The organism is Streptomyces sp. NPDC051243 (assembly GCF_044455405.1).
Classification (GTDB): Bacteria; Actinomycetota; Actinomycetes; order Streptomycetales; family Streptomycetaceae; genus Streptomyces.
Window position 1 is genome coordinate 75,314 of record NZ_JBITES010000001.1, and the last position, 16,919, is coordinate 92,232.

General features: G+C 71.3%; 17 protein-coding genes and 2 pseudogenes. 10 read left to right on the plus strand and 9 right to left on the minus strand.

Annotation, left to right across the window (positions count from 1 at the left end):
* Positions 1 to 120 precede the first annotated feature (120 nt).
* A pseudogene (locus tag ACIBAG_RS00295) lies at positions 121 to 994 on the minus strand (glycoside hydrolase family 36 protein); the annotation flags it as partial.
* Between ACIBAG_RS00295 and ACIBAG_RS00300 the strand changes: the two are divergent.
* Positions 994 to 2,040 (plus strand): annotated as a pseudogene (locus tag ACIBAG_RS00300) (cellulosome protein); the annotation flags it as partial. The pseudogenes ACIBAG_RS00295 and ACIBAG_RS00300 sit on opposite strands and share 1 nt — an antisense overlap.
* Before the next feature lie 52 nt (positions 2,041 to 2,092).
* Here the strand turns inward: ACIBAG_RS00300 and ACIBAG_RS00305 are convergent.
* Together ACIBAG_RS00305 and ACIBAG_RS00310 are read right to left on the minus strand one after the other, a co-directional pair.
* Complete coding sequence (locus ACIBAG_RS00305) at positions 2,093 to 2,611, minus strand: flavoprotein (RefSeq protein WP_399099235.1); 519 nt, start codon at positions 2,609 to 2,611, stop codon at positions 2,093 to 2,095.
* A gap of 9 nt (positions 2,612 to 2,620) precedes the next feature.
* Positions 2,621 to 3,079 carry a nuclear transport factor 2 family protein gene (locus ACIBAG_RS00310; RefSeq protein WP_399099237.1) on the minus strand — a complete coding sequence of 153 codons (459 nt, stop codon included), beginning with the start codon at positions 3,077 to 3,079 and terminating at the stop codon, positions 2,621 to 2,623.
* A 109-nt stretch (positions 3,080 to 3,188) separates the two neighbouring features.
* On the opposite strand from ACIBAG_RS00310, the gene ACIBAG_RS00315 reads away from it, so the two are divergent.
* The gene (locus ACIBAG_RS00315) at positions 3,189 to 3,740 is read left to right on the plus strand and encodes a TetR/AcrR family transcriptional regulator (protein ID WP_399099239.1); all 552 of its coding nucleotides are present in this window, start codon (positions 3,189 to 3,191) and stop codon (positions 3,738 to 3,740) included.
* 62 nt (positions 3,741 to 3,802) lie between these two features.
* Here ACIBAG_RS00315 and ACIBAG_RS00320 read toward each other — a convergent pair whose 3' ends face one another.
* Positions 3,803 to 4,003: a ferredoxin gene (locus tag ACIBAG_RS00320; RefSeq protein WP_399100523.1), complete on the minus strand. Its 201-nt coding sequence runs from the start codon at positions 4,001 to 4,003 to the stop codon at positions 3,803 to 3,805.
* Positions 4,004 to 4,045: 42 nt separating this feature from the next.
* On the minus strand, positions 4,046 to 5,254 hold the full coding sequence (locus ACIBAG_RS00325; RefSeq protein ID WP_399099241.1) for a cytochrome P450: 1,209 nt from the start codon (positions 5,252 to 5,254) through the stop codon (positions 4,046 to 4,048).
* 309 nt (positions 5,255 to 5,563) lie between these two features.
* Here ACIBAG_RS00325 and ACIBAG_RS00330 point away from each other — a divergent pair, with 309 nt between their 5' ends.
* Positions 5,564 to 6,190, plus strand: a complete 627-nt coding sequence (locus tag ACIBAG_RS00330) for a LysE family transporter (protein ID WP_399099243.1) — start codon at positions 5,564 to 5,566, stop codon at positions 6,188 to 6,190.
* Between the two features lie 79 nt (positions 6,191 to 6,269).
* Complete coding sequence (locus ACIBAG_RS00335; protein WP_399099245.1) at positions 6,270 to 6,719, plus strand: nitroreductase family deazaflavin-dependent oxidoreductase; 450 nt, start codon at positions 6,270 to 6,272, stop codon at positions 6,717 to 6,719.
* An 88-nt stretch (positions 6,720 to 6,807) separates the two neighbouring features.
* Here ACIBAG_RS00335 and ACIBAG_RS00340 read toward each other — a convergent pair whose 3' ends face one another.
* Positions 6,808 to 7,779, minus strand: coding sequence for a cation diffusion facilitator family transporter (locus ACIBAG_RS00340; RefSeq protein WP_399099247.1), 972 nt, complete (start codon positions 7,777 to 7,779; stop codon positions 6,808 to 6,810).
* 106 nt (positions 7,780 to 7,885) lie between these two features.
* Between ACIBAG_RS00340 and ACIBAG_RS00345 the strand changes: the two genes are divergently transcribed.
* The 3 genes from ACIBAG_RS00345 (at position 7,886) to ACIBAG_RS00355 (ending at position 9,897) form a co-directional block, all read left to right on the plus strand.
* Positions 7,886 to 8,899 carry a glutathione S-transferase family protein gene (locus tag ACIBAG_RS00345; protein WP_399099249.1) on the plus strand — a complete coding sequence of 338 codons (1,014 nt, stop codon included), beginning with the start codon at positions 7,886 to 7,888 and terminating at the stop codon, positions 8,897 to 8,899.
* A 67-nt stretch (positions 8,900 to 8,966) separates the two neighbouring features.
* Positions 8,967 to 9,224, plus strand: a complete 258-nt coding sequence (locus ACIBAG_RS00350; RefSeq protein ID WP_093910002.1) for a DUF4235 domain-containing protein — start codon at positions 8,967 to 8,969, stop codon at positions 9,222 to 9,224.
* 115 nt (positions 9,225 to 9,339) lie between these two features.
* Positions 9,340 to 9,897: an HXXEE domain-containing protein gene (locus ACIBAG_RS00355; RefSeq protein WP_399099251.1), complete on the plus strand. Its 558-nt coding sequence runs from the start codon at positions 9,340 to 9,342 to the stop codon at positions 9,895 to 9,897.
* Between the two features lie 36 nt (positions 9,898 to 9,933).
* Here the strand turns inward: ACIBAG_RS00355 and ACIBAG_RS00360 are convergent, their stop codons facing one another.
* From ACIBAG_RS00360 to ACIBAG_RS00370, 3 genes are all read right to left on the minus strand, one after another.
* Positions 9,934 to 10,326 carry a VOC family protein gene (locus tag ACIBAG_RS00360; protein WP_399099253.1) on the minus strand — a complete coding sequence of 131 codons (393 nt, stop codon included), beginning with the start codon at positions 10,324 to 10,326 and terminating at the stop codon, positions 9,934 to 9,936.
* A gap of 79 nt (positions 10,327 to 10,405) precedes the next feature.
* Positions 10,406 to 10,870 (minus strand): pyridoxamine 5'-phosphate oxidase family protein, encoded by a 465-nt coding sequence (locus ACIBAG_RS00365; protein ID WP_399099255.1) that lies wholly within the window; start codon positions 10,868 to 10,870, stop codon positions 10,406 to 10,408.
* 15 nt (positions 10,871 to 10,885) lie between these two features.
* Positions 10,886 to 11,644 carry a TetR/AcrR family transcriptional regulator gene (locus ACIBAG_RS00370; protein ID WP_399099257.1) on the minus strand — a complete coding sequence of 253 codons (759 nt, stop codon included), beginning with the start codon at positions 11,642 to 11,644 and terminating at the stop codon, positions 10,886 to 10,888.
* Between the two features lie 124 nt (positions 11,645 to 11,768).
* On the opposite strand from ACIBAG_RS00370, the gene ACIBAG_RS00375 reads away from it, so the two are divergent.
* The 3 genes from ACIBAG_RS00375 to ACIBAG_RS00385 all read left to right on the plus strand — a co-directional run bounded on the left by ACIBAG_RS00375 (position 11,769) and on the right by ACIBAG_RS00385 (position 16,874).
* Positions 11,769 to 13,271: an APC family permease gene (locus ACIBAG_RS00375; protein ID WP_399099259.1), complete on the plus strand. Its 1,503-nt coding sequence runs from the start codon at positions 11,769 to 11,771 to the stop codon at positions 13,269 to 13,271.
* Between the two features lie 22 nt (positions 13,272 to 13,293).
* Positions 13,294 to 14,928 carry an amidohydrolase gene (locus ACIBAG_RS00380; protein ID WP_399099261.1) on the plus strand — a complete coding sequence of 545 codons (1,635 nt, stop codon included), beginning with the start codon at positions 13,294 to 13,296 and terminating at the stop codon, positions 14,926 to 14,928.
* Between the two features lie 215 nt (positions 14,929 to 15,143).
* Complete coding sequence (locus ACIBAG_RS00385; RefSeq protein WP_399099263.1) at positions 15,144 to 16,874, plus strand: hypothetical protein; 1,731 nt, start codon at positions 15,144 to 15,146, stop codon at positions 16,872 to 16,874.
* The last annotated feature ends 45 nt before the right edge of the window (positions 16,875 to 16,919 follow it).

Genomic DNA, 16,919 nt, shown 5'->3' on the forward strand with positions numbered 1-16,919 from the left:
GCTGCTCCTGCCTTCGGGGTGGGGTACCACAGTGAGCGTACGTGGTCTTGACCAGCGACCCCTGCTTTCACGCCGTGCCGTTGAGGGCCGCCGATCACCGGCGCCTTGGTCCTGGCGCGGCTACGAAGTCAGGCGGATCAGCAGCACACCGGGAGCGGGCGGCAGGGTCACCCGCAGTCCGTCCCCGTCCCAGGTGGCGGTGCCGGCGGTGAGCGCGGCCGGGTGCAGGATCTCCGCACGTACGTCGCGGCCCGCCAAGTGGGCAACGGGAAGCCTGAGTTCGGCCTCTCCGCCCCGACGCCACACCGACACGTACGAGGGCCAGCCGCTCGTCCGTCCATCCCGGCAGGCCGAGCGGCCAGAACGGCACGGCCGTCGCGAGTTCCCCGCGGATCGACTTGTACGTGTTCACCGCCTCCCGCACGAGCCCGAGCTGGTGCTCCGACATCCTGTTCAGGTGGCCGGAGAGATGGATGCGGCCGAGCAGCGCCCCGCCCAGCGTGAAGGTGATCAGGTCATCGTCGAACTCCGGCTGCGGGTAGGCCCGGACCGCGCCCTGTTCGGGCGGGGTCACGGTGGGTGCGGAAGCGGCGATGGGCGGGTAGTTCAGGGGGTCCTGCTGGTCGCTGGTGGACTGGAGCTGGGTGACGGCGAGGGTGGCGCCGTCCATCCGCATACCGCCGGAGGCGCAGTTCTCGATGACGAGGCCGGGGTGGCGATCCAGGACGGCGGACAGCCAGTCGAGGTAGGCCCGGGTGTGGCCGAGCAGCCCTGCTCCCGGGGCGATGTCTCCCGGGGCGCAGGTGCCCGGGTCGACCACGATGTTGTAGTCCAGCTTCAGGTAGCCCACACCCCAGTCGCCGACGATCCGGTCGACCGTGTCGTCGAGGTGGGCGCGGGCGGCCGGGTGGCGCAGGTCGAGGTGGTGGCGGCCCTGTTCGGTGAGGCGCACGCCGTCCCGCTGGAAGAAGGCCTCCGGGGGGAGCTCGGCGGCTCAACGCCGCCACCAGCAAGGTCGCCTTCACGGTGACGGTCCCGCAGGACGGGACGTACGACCTGTCGATCCTCTACGGCAACCAGTCAGGCCGCCCGGCCACCCAGCGCCTGTCCGTCGACGGCGGCACCCCGGTCACGGTCACCTACCCGTCCACCGAGAACTGGACCTACCGCGCCAAGAAGGACGTCCGTGTGGAGCTGGCGGCCGGCACTCACACCCTGACACTGGCCAAGGGCGATGCCGAGGTCACCCTCGACCGTGTCGACCTGACCGGCCGCACCGCGGTGCCCTCGGCACGCTACGAGGCCACGCTCGCCGACATCAGCGGCACCCCGTCGTACGACTACTCCTCCTCGGCCGGGGTGGGCACCGGCGCGCTCGTGCTGCGCTCCGGGGACAAGGCCGTCTTCGACGTGTACGCCCCACGCGACGGCTGCTTCACGGTCGTACCGCAGGCCACGGGTCCGGTCCGGCTCGCGCTGCACGGGGAGGGGGTGACGGCGTCGCCGGGCAAGCCCCTGCGGCTGTACCTGGTGGCCGGCAACAACCGTGTCGCCCTGACCGCCCGGCACGCAGCCGTCCGCTCCCTCGACGTCTCGGGCAACGGCTCGACCACCGGCACGCTCTCCTACGAGGCCTCCTCGGCGGCCCTCGCGGGCGGCGCCGAGCTGGTCGACTCCCCGTACGCCTCGACCGGTTCCTACATCGGCTCGCTCGGCGACAGCGCCGCGAGCACAGCCGAGTTCACGGTGGAGGCGCCCCGCGCCGGCCGCTATGTGCTGGTCGTCCACTACGCCCACAACGACCGCCGCGACAACGGCCACGCCTACAACACGGACATCATGTCCCGTACCGCGGACATCACGGTCGGCACGGCCGCACCGCGCACTGTCACCTTCAAGAACACCTGAAGCGCGGACGACTACTGGACGCTGGGCGTCCCCGTCGACCTGAAGAAGGGCTCCAACACGGTGACGTTCGGCAACGCTAGCGGGTGGGCGCCGAACATCGACCGGATCGAACTGGGCCGGGTCGTCGGCTGACGGTCTCGACCGGCGCGGCGGTGACCCTGGACCTCCTTGTCAGGGGGCAGGGTCACCGCTCCAGCAGGTCCAGCGCCCGCTCCCAGCCGAACTCCTCGCCGTCCGCGCCCTGGTACGGGTACCCGAACCGCACACCCATCCCCCGCAGCCGTATCAGACTGTCCTGGTACGCGGGATGGCCGGCGAGCGCGTCGGAGACGCACGTCAGGACGCCGATCGGGATGCCCTGGCCGGACGCCTCGCACAGCGTCGCCACGGCGAGGGTGTCGGCGATGCCGGCCGCCCACTTGTTGATCGTGTTGAAGGTGGCCGGGGCGACCACGACCGCGTCCGGCTCCGGGAAGGGCCGCGGATCGCCCGGGCGGCGCCAGGCGGAGCGGATCGGGTAGCCGGTCTGTGCCTCGACGGCGGCCGTGTCGAAGAAACCGTTCATGGCGGTCGGCGTCGCGATGACCCCGACGTGCCACTCCCGTTCCTGCGCGGCGGTGATCAGCTTGCCGACATCCGCGGCGATGCCGGCGCCGCAGACCACGACGTAGAGGAAGGGCGGGGTCTCGTCCTGTTCGGTCACGCCGGAACCCTACTGAAGGGGGAAGGACAGTCCTCGCTCGGCCTCGGGGCGCGGCCCCAGGATCCGGCGCTCCTTGTCCTCGATCGGCACGTCGTTGATGCTCGCCTCCCGACGGGTCATCAGCCCGTGCTCGTCGAACTCCCACAGCTCGTTGCCGTACGACCGCCAGCACTGGCCCTCGCCGTCCCGGCACTCGTACTGGAAGCGCACCGCGATGCGGTTGCCGTCGAAGGCCCACAGGTCCTTGCGCAGCGCGTACTCCCGCTCGCGGGCCCACTTCGCGGTGAGGAACTCGACGATCTCGGCGCGGCCGGTGACGAAGGTGTCCCGGTTGCGCCACACCGAGTCCTCGGAGTAGGCGAGGGCGACCCTGCGCGGGTCGCGGGTGTTCCAGGCGTCCTCGGCGGCCTGCACCTTCCGCAGCGCGGTCTCGCGGGTGAACGGCGGCAGGGGCGGTCGGTCGGTCATGTCATCCTCCGGGGTCGGAAAGGCGGCCGAGACAAGGGAGAACGTACGTTCTCCAGCATGACTGCTACCGTAGGAGAACGCACGTTCTCGCGTCAAGGAGAGGCCGCACATGGACACCGCAACCGCCCGGGAGCAGGCACTGGACGCCGCCGAGAAGCTGTTCTACGGGCGCGGCATCCAGTCCGTCGGCATGGACGACATCCGGGGCGCGTCGGGGGTCTCGCTCAAGCGGCTCTACCAGCTCTTCCCGGCGAAGGAGCAACTGGTCGAGGCGTATCTGGAGCGGCGCGACGTGCGCTGGCGCGGGCGGCTCGCCGCATACGTGGAGCGGCAGGCCAGTCCCGAGCGGCGCATCCTGGCCGTCTTCGACTGGCTGGAGGAGTGGTTCGGCGAGGCGGACTTCCGCGGGTGCGCCTGGATCAACTCGTACGGCGAGCTGGGCGCCCGGTCGGAGCGGGTGGCGGAGCAGGCGCGGGCGCACAAGCGGGCGTTCCGTGACTATCTCGCCTCACTGGTGGCCGGGGCCGGGCTTCCCGACGCACTGACCGGTCCGCTGTATCTGCTGGCCGAGGGCGCCATGGTCACGGCGGGGATAACGGGCGGTACGCGATCGGCGGCGGAGGCACGGGAGGCGGCGCGGTCGCTGATGGCGGCGCGCTGAGAGCGGGCGGGCGACCCCGGCAGCCGTGGACGGGCCACCGGGGTCGAGCGACGGACCGTCCGTCAACTCCCCGTGTCGGACACGGTGATGGCACTGACGGGGCAGGCCCGGGCGGCCTCCCGGACCATCGGGTCGCCACCGCCGTCCTCCCGTCCCGGGAGCAGGGCGCTGAAGCCGTCGTCGTCCTGGGTGAAGACGGACGGGGCGGTCAGGGCGCACTGGCCGGCGCCGATACAGCGGTCATGGTCGATGTCGATGTGGATATGTCCTGATTCATGCGTTTCGTTGTGCATGACCGGAGCCTCTTACCAGGTCACGGGGAGTTCCAGCATCCCCTGGATCGTGTCGCCGGGTTTGAAGGGGATTTCCTCCGCGGGGACGGCAAGGCGCAGGGTCGGCAGCCTCTCGAAGAGGGTGCGCAGGGCGATCTCCATCTCGGCCCGGGCCAGGTTCTGGCCGAGGCACTGGTGGATGCCGAACCCGAAGGCGACGTGATGGCGGGCCGGACGGTGCCAGTCCAGGGTGTCGGGGTCGGCGTACACGGCCTCGTCGCGGTTGATGACGGACGTCGAGAAGACCACTCCGTCACCTGCCCGGATCGTCTCGCCGTCCGCCTCGATGTCCTCGGCGGCGACCCGCAGCAGGCCGTCGGCGATCGACAGCATCCGCATGAGCTCCTCGACGGCCGCGGGCAGCAGCCCCGGGTCGGCGCGCAACTCGGCCAGGCGTTCGGGGTGCTGGAGGAGGGTGTAGGTGCCGAGGGAGATCATGTTGGCGGTCGTCTCGTGACCGGCGACCAGGAGGATGGTCGCGAGGGCGATGAGCCCCTCGCGGTCCAGCTCGCCCTCGCGCAGCTGCTGGTGGACGAGTTCGTCCAGGACGCCGTCGCCGGGCTCGGCCTGCTTCTGTTTCCGGTCGATCAGCTCGGCGAAGTACGCCTCCAGCCGGTCGCGGGCGTCCAGGGTGTCGGCGGCCGTCGGGCCACGCAGCAGACGCCGTGACTCTCCCTCGAAGAAGTCGTGGTCGGCGTAGGGGACGCCCAGCAGGGCGCAGATGACCATCGAGGGCACCGGCAGCGCGAAGGCGCCCACCAGCTCTGCGGGCGCTCCCCGGGCGATCATCGCGTCGAGCCGTTCGTCCACGATCCGCTGGATCTGCGGACGCAGCTCGGCGGCACGCCTGAGCGTGAAGCTGGGGACCATCATCCGCCGCTGGACCCGGTGTTCGGGGTCGTCGACGCCCAGCAGCGCGGTCCTGCGGTTGCGGACGGCCGCGAACCGCTCGTTGGGCGCGGGGAAGCCCGGCCGCGTGCGATCGGAGGACAGCCTCGGGTCGGCCAGGAGGGTGCGGGCGAGTGCGTGTCCGGTGACCAGCCAGACGGGGCGGCCGTCGTACAGGGTGATGCGGGCCAGGGGGCGTGTGTCGCGCAGGGGGTCGTAGGCCGTGGGCGGGTGGTAGGGGCAGGTGCGGTCCTGCGGGAAGGCGACGGTGTGCGATTCCGTCATGTCCGGCATGGAAGACCTCGCAGACGAAGGGGTGCGTCGTGCCGATCTTCATTAGATGCCCGAGGCATCTAAACCGTCGACGTGAAGTTCGGCCAGATCAGGCGCTCGGGCAATCTGGCCGGGGATCGTCGCACAGAGCTTCGGTCGGGGGGATGTCCGGCAGGTACCCGGTGAAATTCGCTTGTGGGCGGGCGGTCGGTCCCCGCAGAATCCGGCCATGCCTACGACCATCGCCTTCCTGCCGCTGACCGCCGCCGTTCGTCCGGTGCGGTTCCAGCAGCAGTCCGGCCGACCGTGGAGGCCCACGCTTCCCACGTCGTGACCGCCGCGCTCGTCGCGGGACTGCTCGCGGGATTCGGCATCGCCGTCCCGGTCGGCGCGGTCGCGACCTACCTCGTCTCCCTCACCGCCCGTACGTCCCTGCGGACCGGGGTCTGCGCGGCGCTCGGCGTCGCCACCGCCGACGGGCTCTACGCCCTCGTGGCCACCCTCGGCGGCTCCGCGCTCGCCACCGCCCTGCGTCCGTTCCTGACGCCGCTGCGCTGGGCCGCCGCCCTGGTGCTGGCGATCCTCGCGGTACGCGGCGCGGTCACCGCCGTACGCCACTACCGCGGCCACCGGCTCACCACCCGCTCCACGCCCCCTCCCCCGAGCCCTGCCCGCGCCTACCTGGCGCTGCTCGGCATCACCCTGCTCAACCCGACCACCGTGGTCTACTTCGCGGCCCTCGTCCTCGGCACCCGCGCGAGCGACGCCGTATCGCCCCTGGAACAGGGCGTGTTCGTGCTGGCCGCGTTCGTGGCATCGGCGAGCTGGCAGCTGCTGCTCGCCGGGGGCGGGGCGCTGCTGGGACGGGTACTGACGGGGCACCGGGGGCGGTTGGTCACGGCGCTGGTGTCGAGCGCGGTGATCCTGGCGCTGGCCGTACGGATGCTGGTGCGGTAGGCGGCAGGATGATTCTCGCGCGTGCCGGTGTTGAGAACCGTGTCAGTCAGGATCACGACACGACGATGGGACCGATGCCATGCCTCTCGAGGGCGAGTACGAGCCCAGCCCGACCAAGTGGGTGCGCGACCAGGTGGAGTTGTACGAGAGCTCCGGCGGCACCGAGGGCACGACCCTCATGGACACGGGAATGCCCGTCATCCTGCTCACGACCCGCGGCGCCAGGAGCGGCAAGATCCGTAAGACGCCCCTGATGCGCGTCGAGCACGAGGGGCGCTATGCCGCGGTGGCCTCGCTGGGCGGGGCGCCCAAGCACCCGGTCTGGTACCACAACGTCAAGGCCGACCCCCATGTCGAGCTCCGGGACGGCACGCAGCTGCGGGACATGAGGGCCCGCGAGGTCACCGGCGCGGAGAAGGACGAGTGGTGGGAGCGGGCCGTCGCGGCGTATCCGCCCTACGCGGACTACCAGAAGAAGACGGACCGGGTGATCCCGGTCTTCGTGCTGGAGCCGGTCGACGAGAACTGACCGGTGCTCCGGCGGGGAGCCGGTCGCGCCTCCGGAAACTTTTTCTCCCCGGGGACGCATGAACCGGTGACCGCCGGGCACACGTGCGTCAGGCCCCGCCGCGTTCCCCCGTCGCGGCGGGGCTTCCCTGTGCCTCGCGGGCGGAGCGCTCCGTCACATCGAGGAAGATCTGGTCCGCCTCGGCGACGGAGCGGCCGATGGACCGCTTGATGCGGACGGCGACCTCCTCGACCTGTTCGCTGTCGATGCCGGGCACGAGATCGACCCGGGCCGCCACCAGGGCCGTCTCCAGGCCCGTCCTCATCGTGAACAGCGCCTCCACGCTGTCGATCTCCGGCTGTGACTCGAGCAGCTGCCGGATCGCGGCGTCGGTCTCTGGAGCGGCGGCCTCCCCGATCAACTGGTCACGGGCCTCGCGCCCCAGCCGGTAGGCGACGTAGACGAGCAGCGCGCCGATCGCGAACGAGGCGGACGCCTCCCAGCCGGACTGCCCGGTCACCATGTGCAGCGCCATGCCCGTGAAGGCGAGGGTCACACCGAGCACCGCCGTGGCGTCCTCGGCGACGACCGTGCGCAGGGCGGGGTCGCGCAGACCGTCCGCGAGGCCGCCCTGCCGGCGCACCTGATGCAGAGCCCGTACCAGCGAGACTCCCTCGGCCACGAAGGCGACGCCGAGCACGATCATGCCCGCCACATAGCCGCCGAACTGTTCCTGGGCACCGCTGTGCAGCGCCTCGAAGCCCTGGAAGAAGGAGAAGCAGCCGCCCATCACGAAGATGCCGACGGCCGCGAGCAACGACCAGAAGAACCGTTCCTTGCCGTAGCCGAAGGGGTGGCGAGCGTCGGCGGGGCGGCGGCTGCGGCGCAGTGAGGCCAGCAGGAAGACCTCGTTCATGCTGTCCGCGACGGAGTGTGCCGCCTCCGACAGGAGTGCGGGCGAGTGGGCGAGGAGTCCGCCGGCCGTCTTGGCGACGGCGATGACGAGATTGGCCGCGAGGGCCACCAGAACGGTGACGCGGGTCCTGCGGTCGGTCTTGGGTGCCTCGGTCGTCCGGCTCATTCACCTCCGACTCCCCGGGTCGACGCGGATCACACCGTGCCGTCGGCGGAAATCGGGGGACTCGGTGGGCCTGGGACACCGGTGTACGGCAGGGAGGAGCGCGACGATGAGCGGCGGGGGCAACACCGCGTACGGCAGGAAGTCGTTCCAGCGGTCGAAGGCCCACTTCACGGACCGGATCACCGCGGACGGCCGGGACGGCTGGCCGGTCGCGGCGGGCCGCTACCGGCTGGTGGTCAGCCGTGCCTGTCCGTGGGCGAGCCGGGCGGTGATCTCCCGGCGGCTGCTCGGCCTGGAGGACGCACTGTCGCTGGCGATCGCCGACCCGATCCAGGACGACCGCAGCTGGCGCTTCACCCTGGACCCCGACGGCCGCGACCCGGTGCTCGGCGTCCGCTTCCTCAGCGAGGCCTACGACCGGCGCGAGACCGACTACCCGGGCGGTGTCAGCGTCCCCGCGATCGTGGACGTCCCCAGCGGCAGGCTGGTCACCAACGACTACCAGCGGATCACACTCGACCTCGCCACGGAGTGGACGGCCCTGCACCGCGAGGGTGCGCCCGATCTCTACCCGAAGGCGCTGCGGGACGAGATCGACGCCGTGATGGCGGATGTCTACGAGGACGTCAACAACGGTGTGTACCGGGCGGGCTTCGCCACCGGGCAGGAGGAGTACGAGGAGGCGTACGGGCGGCTCTTCCGGCGGCTGGAGCTGCTGGCAAAGCGGCTGGCCGGGCGGCGTTATCTGGTCGGCGACACGATCACCGAGGCGGACATCCGGCTGTTCACCACGCTGGTCCGCTTCGACGCCGTCTATCACGGCCACTTCAAGTGCAACCGCTGGAAGCTGACGGAGAACAAGGTGCTGTGGGCGTACGCCCGCGACCTCTACCAGACGCCCGGATTCGGTGACACCGTCGACTTCGACCACATCAAGCGGCACTACTACCAAGTGCACAGCGGCATCAACCCGACCGGCATCGTGCCCCTCGGACCGGACCCGCGGGGCTGGCTGACGCCGCACCACCGCCAGGAGCTGGGCGGCAGGCCGTTCGGCGACGGCACGCCGCCCGGGCCCGTCCCGGAGGCCGAGGAAGTCCCCGCGCGGGGACGGCCCTGACACCAAGGAGGCGCACGTGGCCAAGAAGACCAGGAAGAAGCTGAAGCTCCCCCTCGCCTACAAGCCCATGGGATTCGCGCTCGGCTGGTCGAGTGGCTGGCTGGCGGGGCTCGCCTTCCGCAAGACCTGGATGGCGATACGGCACGAGGAGGACGCCCCCGACGCTCTGGACCGGGACCGCGGCTGGGGAGAGATCCTGCTGGCGGCCGCGGTCCAGGGCGCCCTGTTCGCGGTGGCCCGAAGCGTGGCCGACCGCACGGGCGCGAAGGCCATCGAACGCTCCACGGGCGTGTGGCCGGTCAGTGAGAAGGGTGGGCGGGACTGAGCCCTTGTCTTCGACGTCGGTGACGCGCTCGGGGTGTCCGGCCGTCACTGCCGTGCCGTGGCGTGTCGCTCGCGTCTTGTCCGTGGAGCCAAGCGGGCTGACAGACTGTCGGTCCATGGGCGGACATGAGTGCGGGCGGGACGGCGTTGGTGCGGGTGTGACCTTGGGGTTCCTGGCCGCGTGGGCGGCGCACGACGCGGAGGAAGTGGCTTTGCTGCCCCGATGGGCCCGTTCTCAGGTGCCCGAGCTGAGGGAACGGTTTCCGCGGGTACCGAAGCGGATATGGCGGCGTCTGGAGTGCGTCGACGAGCGCGAGTTCGCGACCGCCGTCGCCGCGATGGCCGTCGTGGTGGCCGCGGCGGCGGCCGAGGGGTATCGCACCGGCGGGCGCTCTGCCTTCTACCAGGGGGCCCTCAACGGCTTTGGGCTGCATGGTCTGGTGCATCTGGCGCAGGCCGCCGTGGTCCGCGGATTCACGCCGGGCTCGGCCACCTCGCCGTTGGTGGTCGTTCCCTTCACGCTCTGGGCCCGCGGCCGGCTGCGGCGGGCCGGGGTGCTGCGCCCGGCCCGTGCCCGCGACATCGCGCAGGGCCTCGCGCTGGCCGCGGCTGCCACGGCCGGAACGCACGTGCTCGCGCGACGGGCTGTCAGCCGGAACCGGGCGCCGTCCTGAACTTGATCAGCTGGCCGGGGACGACCCGGGGCGGGCTCACCCCTGCTTCGGTGCCGTGGGGGCGACCAGGCGCAGGGTGAAGGAGTGGCCGGACGGGTCGGCGTAGCCGCGTTCCTCGTAGGGTCCCGCCGCCTCCTTCGTCTCCAGGGGGCGCCCGCCGAGCCCGACGATCACGCGCTCCGCCTCGTCCAGGTCCTCGACGACGAAGTCCAGGTGGGCCTGGAGGGAGTTCTCGGGGCGGGGCCAGCTCGGCGGCGTCGCGTTCACGTCGCGGCGGAACGCGAGCCGGGTACCGTCGGCGCCCCTGATCTCCACGCGGTTGGCGGTCGCCTCCGTCTGCTCGGCCTCCAGCAGTTCCCGGTAGAACACGGCGAGCTTCTCCGGCTCGGCACAGTCGAGCACCACGAATCCCGCTTTCACCAGCGACATGGCTCCTCCGAAAGGTCCGGGGCGCGGGACGATCCTGCCCCGCCACCCTGTACCTCCCGGGTGTCCCGACCGAACCGTTTCAGTCCGCCACCAGCCACTTCCCGTCCGCCATCAGCTCGCGCCCCCGCAACTCGTCCGCCTCGCGCCAGGCCTGTACCCGCTGCGGCCGGACACGGAAGTACAGGTAGGGCGTGCTGAGTTGACGTGGGTCGAAGCCGGTCCGGGCGGCGAAGCGGTCGGCCTCCCCCTCGGCCAGCTGGTCCGTGGTGAGCGTCTCCACCGTGCCCTCGATCATGACGACGTCGCGGGTCGGTCCGACACCGAGGCGCGCCCTGCCGGTCATCCGCAGATTGCGGCCCGTCGGGCTGTTGGCCGGCGTGGCCAGCAGCAGAGCCGAGCCGTCCCAGAGGAAGGAGAGCGGGACGAGATACGGCACGCCCCCGTCGGCCCCGGCCGTGGCGACCCAGACGTCCTCGTCGTGCTCCAGTCGGTGCAGGGTGTCCTGCTTGCGCTGCTTGGCGGGACGTGCGGGCGGGCGCGACATCGCTGAACGGCCTCCTCAGGGAGCGGAGTTGACGGATGTGCCCATTGTGGCCGTCCCGTGGCCGGCCCGTGCGCGGATTTCCGCCAGCCGGGCCGCCGCGGCGCCGAGCAGCATGTCCAGGGCGCCCGGGTACGAGCTGTGCGGCATTTCCGCCACCAGGTGACGGGCGGTGGCGGCGATGTGCGGGTGGGTGTCGGCGGGCAGCCGGGCGTACGTGGCCCGCCAGACGGCCGCCTCCGCCTCACGCGCGGCCTTCGGCATCGCCAGGCTCGCCGAGTCGAGGGCGCCGTGGGCGAGGGCCTGGTCGACGAACACGTGGTAGATCCGCACCGCCTCGGCGTCGGGGAAACCGGCGCCGCGCAGTACGCCGAGGATGGTCTCGACGGCCTGGATCTCGTACGCGCGCCCGGTGACCCGGTACGAGCTGAGCGCGGCCGCCCGGGGGTGCGCGAGGGCCCCGGCGTGCATGCGCAGGCCGAGGTCGCGCAGGTCGGCGCGCCAGTCGCCGGTGGTGCGCCAGGTGCGCAGGGTGCGGCCGATGAGTTCGTCGGCGATGGCGAGCATCAGGTCGTCGGTGTGCCGGAAGTACCGGTACAGCGAGCTGGGGTCGGCGCCGAGGGCGCGGCCCAGGCGCCGCACCGAGAGCGCCTCGGCTCCGTGCTCCTCGATGAGCCGGAGGGCGGTCTCCACGATCAGTCCCTCGGACAGGACGACGCCCTGCTTGGTGGGGCGCCTGCGCTGCCGGGCGGCGGGCGGGACGACGCGCTCGCTCATGGACTGCCTCCCTCGGGACGGTGCCCGCACCTTATGACAACACCGTTGACCTGTTAACCCCCCGGACAGTTTCATGTCCGCTCATCGGGGCCGCCCAGGCCCCCGGTGCGAGCGGAGACCGGCCATGTCCGACAAGCCCTACAGCGTCGACCCTCCTGCGCGCCCCGCGCTGCGCAAGTCCCTCGGTGTCCTGGACGGCGTCGCCATCGCCGCGTCCAGCACGGCCGCGACCACCAGCATCGGCATCGGTCTCGGGGTCACGGCCGGCGTGGTCGGCCTGCATCTGCCGGCGATCATGCTGCTGGCGTTCCTGCCGGTCCTCGGCATCGCGGGGGCCTACACCCGGCTGAACCGCGTCGAGCCGAACGCGGGCAACGGCTATGTGTGGGTGGGCCGTTCGCTGACGCCCTGGCTGGGCTTCATGGTCGGCTGGGTCAACATCGTGGCGGTGGTGGCGTTCCTCGCGTACACCACCGCGGTCACCGGCTCGGCACTGCTCCAACTGGCGGGGGACGCCGGGCTGCACCGGGTGGGCGGGCTCGCTCTGGATCCGGGTTCCACCGCGCAGACCACGGCGGTGGGCATCCTGGTCCTGGTGGCGGTCACACTGACGGCCGTGACCGGCGTCCGCACCGCCGCGCGGCTGCAGGCCGGGCTGCTGGTCTTCGAGTACGTCGTCCTGCTGGGCTTTTGCGGATACGGCATCGTCACCGGACCGCACGACTTCAGCCTGAGCTGGTTCGATCCGTTCGCGATCCCGTCGCCGACGGCGCTGGCGCTGGGCATGTTGCTGTCGGTGTTCTGCTACTGGGGATTCGAGTCGGCGTTCAGCGTCAACGAGGAGGTCCGCGATCCGCGTGACGCGTCCCGGGCCGGGATCACCACGCTGTTCACCATGCTGGCGTTGTTCCTGCTCGGCTCGGTCGCCTTCCAGCGCGTGCTGTCCGAGGAGGAGTTGGTGGGCCACGGCGCCGAGGGCTTGGCCTTCTTCGGCGAGCGGCTGGCCTCCCAGCCCTGGGCGGCGCTTCCCCTGATCGCCCTGATGTTCTCGGCCGTGGCCTCGCTCCAGGCCGGGGTGATCCCGACGGCCAGGGCGATGTTCGCGATGAGCCGGGACCGTACGCTCGGACCGGTGTGGTCCAAGGTCAGCCCGCGGTACGGGACTCCGGCGGCCGGCACGGTGCTGATCGGCACACTGGCCGCGATGGTCGCCGCACTGGCGCTGGTCATCCCGCGCCTGGCCGACATGATCATGGCGACGGTGAGCGCCGTCGGCATCGTGGTCGCCCTGTCGTACGCCCTCACGGCCATCGCGGCGGCGGTGCGGTTCCGCTCGCTGCTGCGCGAGGACTGGCGGCAGGGAGTGCGCGCGGTCGTCCTGCCGGCGCTGAGCGCGACCGTGCTGCTCGGTCTCGGCGGCTACCTCGGCTGGTCCTTCTACACCTCCGCCGACCACTTCGAAGTCAGCGCGGACAACGGGTGGTTCCTGCTGTTCACTCCCCTGGCGATGATCGCGTCCGGCTTCGTGGCCGCCGCGTGGGCCAGGTGGGTGCGCAGGTCGCCGTACTTCCGCACCGGCAAGGGCACCGACGCCGACGCGCCACGGCTCCTCAGCACATCCCGATGACGACCCGACCAGGAAACGGAACATGCACGCAGATCTCCTCTTCACCGACGGCACCGTCCTCACTCCCCAGGGCCGCACCGCGACCGCCGTGGCCGTCACCGGCGACCGCATCACGGCCGTAGGACGGGAGGAGGTGCACGAACTCGCCGGGCCGCGGACCGAGGTGGTGGGCCTCGCCGGGCGGCTGTTGCTGCCGGGATTCCAGGATGCGCACGTGCATCCGGTGCCGGCGGGGCTGGAGCTCACCCAGTGCGACCTCACCGGAGCGAAGACGGCCGGGGAGACGCTGGCCGCGGTGCGGGCGTACGCCGCCGCGCACCCCGAGCGGGAGTGGATCACCGGCGGCGGCTGGTCGATGGAGGCCTTCGAGGGCGGTACGCCGACGAAGGAGCTGCTGGACGCCGCGGTACCCGACCGGCCGGTCTATCTGCCCAACCGCGACCACCACGGTGCCTGGGTCAACAGCCGGGCCCTCGCGCTCGCGGGCATCACACGCGACACGCCCGACCCGGCCGACGGACGTATCGACCGGGACAGCTCGGGCGAGCCGAGCGGGACGTTGCAGGAGGGCGCGATGCAGCTGGTGGGGCGGCTCACCCCGCCCGCCACCCAGGCCGACCGCGTGGCGGCCCTGCTGCACGCCCAGCGGCATCTGCACGCGCTCGGGATCACGGCGTGGCAGGACGCGCTGGTCGGGGAGTTCCTCGGCATGGACGACCCGTCCGAGGCGTATCTGGCCGCCGCTCGGGACGGCTCGCTCACCGCGCGTGTCGTCGGCGCGCTGTGGTGGGACCGTGAACGCGGCGCCGAGCAGATTCCCGAACTGGTCGAGCGGCGGGCCGCGTTGAGTCACGGCCGGTTTCGGGCGGGCAGTGTCAAGCTGATGCTGGACGGCGTCGCCGAGACCGGCACCGCGGCACTGCTGGATCCCTACCTCGACAAGTGCGGCTGCGCCACCGCCAACCGGGGCACGGCCTTCATCGACGCGGAACAACTGGCGAAACACGTCACCGAGTTGGACGCGCTCGGCTTCCAGTGCCACTTCCACGCCCTCGGCGACCGGGCCGTACGTGACGCGCTGGACGCGGTCGAGGCCGCGCGCACCGCCAACGGGCCCAGCGACACGCGGCCCCACCTGGCACATCTCCAGGTCGTCCAGCCCAGCGACGTGCCGCGCTTCGCCCGCCTCGGGGCCACCGCGAACATCCAGCCGCTGTGGGCCGCGCACGAACCGCAGATGGACGAGCTGACCATTCCCTTCCTGGGGCCCGAACGGGCCGCGTGGCAGTACCCGTTCGGCGCGCTGCTGCGCTCCGGCGCCCGGCTCGCGGCGGGCAGCGACTGGCCGGTGAGCAGCCCCGATCCGCTGCGGGGGATCCATGTGGCGGTGAACCGCGTGGCACCGGACGCGGGCGACACACCGGTGTTCCTGCCCGGCGAGCGCATCGGACTCACCGAGGCGCTGACCGCCTACACGGCGGGCTCGGCCCATGTGAACCACCTCGACGACACGGGTGAGGTGCGTGCCGGGGCGCTGGCGGATCTCGTGGTCCTGGACCGCGATCCGTTCGATGGCCCTGTCGAGGCGATCGCCGAGACGCGTGTAGCTCTCACTTATGTCGGGGGCGCGCGAGTATACGCAGCTCAAGGGGCTTGAGCAGTAACGGAGATCACGGTCCGGTTACGCGTAGATCATTTACGCTCTGGGCAGTCTCGTACCGCTTCCCGGTTCAACTTTCGTATCGCGAAACCCAGTTCGAGTGAGCGGGCGGTCACGGTGACCGCCCGCACACAGGGGCGGGGGACTTTGCGCTGCCGTCTCCCGGGCCGACCGATTCCGCTGCCAGGACCACAGCTTGAAGGGAGACCCGTGTGAAATCTCGAGTCGTAGGCGGTGGTCCGCAGACATCCGCCGACAGCTTGCTCCCGGCGCAGCCAGGCGCCCGGTTCCAGCCGGCGGAGGCGGGGAACGCCCTGGCCCGCCTCTTCGCGAAACACATCAATGGCTGCACGGACGAGTACCGACATAGCCAGAACGCCGCTCAGGAGCGGCTGGACGCACTCATATCCCCGCGCGCCGGCACCACGCTGCATGTGGAGGGAGCCCTCCATCCGGCGCCGCGCGCGTTCCTCCCGCCCGACGAGGAGGGCCACGCCAGGTTGGGGCGGCTCGACGCCGGCCTGCGCGCGATCGAAGCGGCCTTCCCCCAGGTCAGCACCGATATCGAGGTCTGCCGACTGACGTGCGCGATGCTGGAAGGGGCCTGGCGGAGCCGGGCCCTCACACCGCCGCGCGAGGAGGAGCAGACAACCGTCTGCGCCTGCTCGCTGTGCCGTCGGCTGCCCACGCCCCCCGCACGCACGCCGGCCGACTACGGTTGGCGGCAGAGCGCCGGCCGTCCCCTCACCGTGAAGACCTGGCCGTACCACCGGGAACTCGACAGCGTCCTGACCGGTGGATGGGTCCTCGCCCGGCGGATGAACGACCTCGAACGAGACCTTGGCTACCGCCACCGCTTCGAGGACGACATCCTGCTCTTCCACGAATACAAACGCGTGATCGACACCATAGACACCACGCGTCTCACCCAGCTCATCGAAGGCCGCCTGGCCGAGAATTTCAGCACCAACACCGCCCGTGCCCTGGTCTGCGGACTCTACGCCGCCCACAAGCGATCCGTGGACGAGTACTGGCTCCAGCAGCACCACGCGGGCAGCGTCGTACTCCCCCAGACCAACCCGCTCAGCCAGAGCACCTACTCGGTCCTGCAGATGATGGACTGCCTGTTCTGGCACGTCTCACCCGACACCGAACTCTGGCAGGAGGAACACCTCGCCTCCCTGCTGCTGTGCCGCGTCGTCGACGACATGGTCGACGTACGAGCCGACGCCCTCACCGGCGAGATCAGCAATTTCTGGCTCGCCGACATGCCCGGCCACACCAAGGCCCTCTACGCCGCCTGCGCCATCGCCCTCATCAAGTACGGCTGCATGCCCGAGGCGCACCCACCGATGTGGAACACCTGGCTGATGCCCAGCACGATCGTCTGGCTGGGGCTCACGGGCCGCCACGGCTTGTGGTTCGACGGCATCACCCAGGGCCTCCCCCCGGCGCAGGAGTGCCCGCTGTGCGACCTCCAGCCCAACGCGTGCACCGGCATCCTCACCGACGGCACCACTCTCACCTTCGCCCCGCGGCCCACCGCTCCGGCTCTCAGCGCCCGGACCGCCGTGCTGTCCGCACGCTGCCGAGCCCAACACCCCGAGGCATGGCCCCTCTTCGACGCCGAGCTCCATGCCTTCGAGGCACTGCACGGCCCCTGGTACGGCAACACCGACAGCACCTGGGAGATCCTGCGCCGCACGTACATCGCCGCCGTGGAGGCAGCCGGCGCCGCACCGTCCACGGCCCGCGCCCGTGAGGTCCAACAGGACTCCGGCGCAGTCGGAGCCGAGTTCTACCACACCCTGCACGACCCTCGGACCGGGCGGGAGGACACCGCACTGCTCGCCTACATGTTCGGCTGCGCCCACCCGCATTTCCTCTGGAACGCCACCGGCTACCGTCCCTCGGATCTCGCGGGCGACTGGCTCGACGGCTGACGCCTCGATCCCGTTCCAGAAACCTGACGCCGCTGCCCGGCCGGG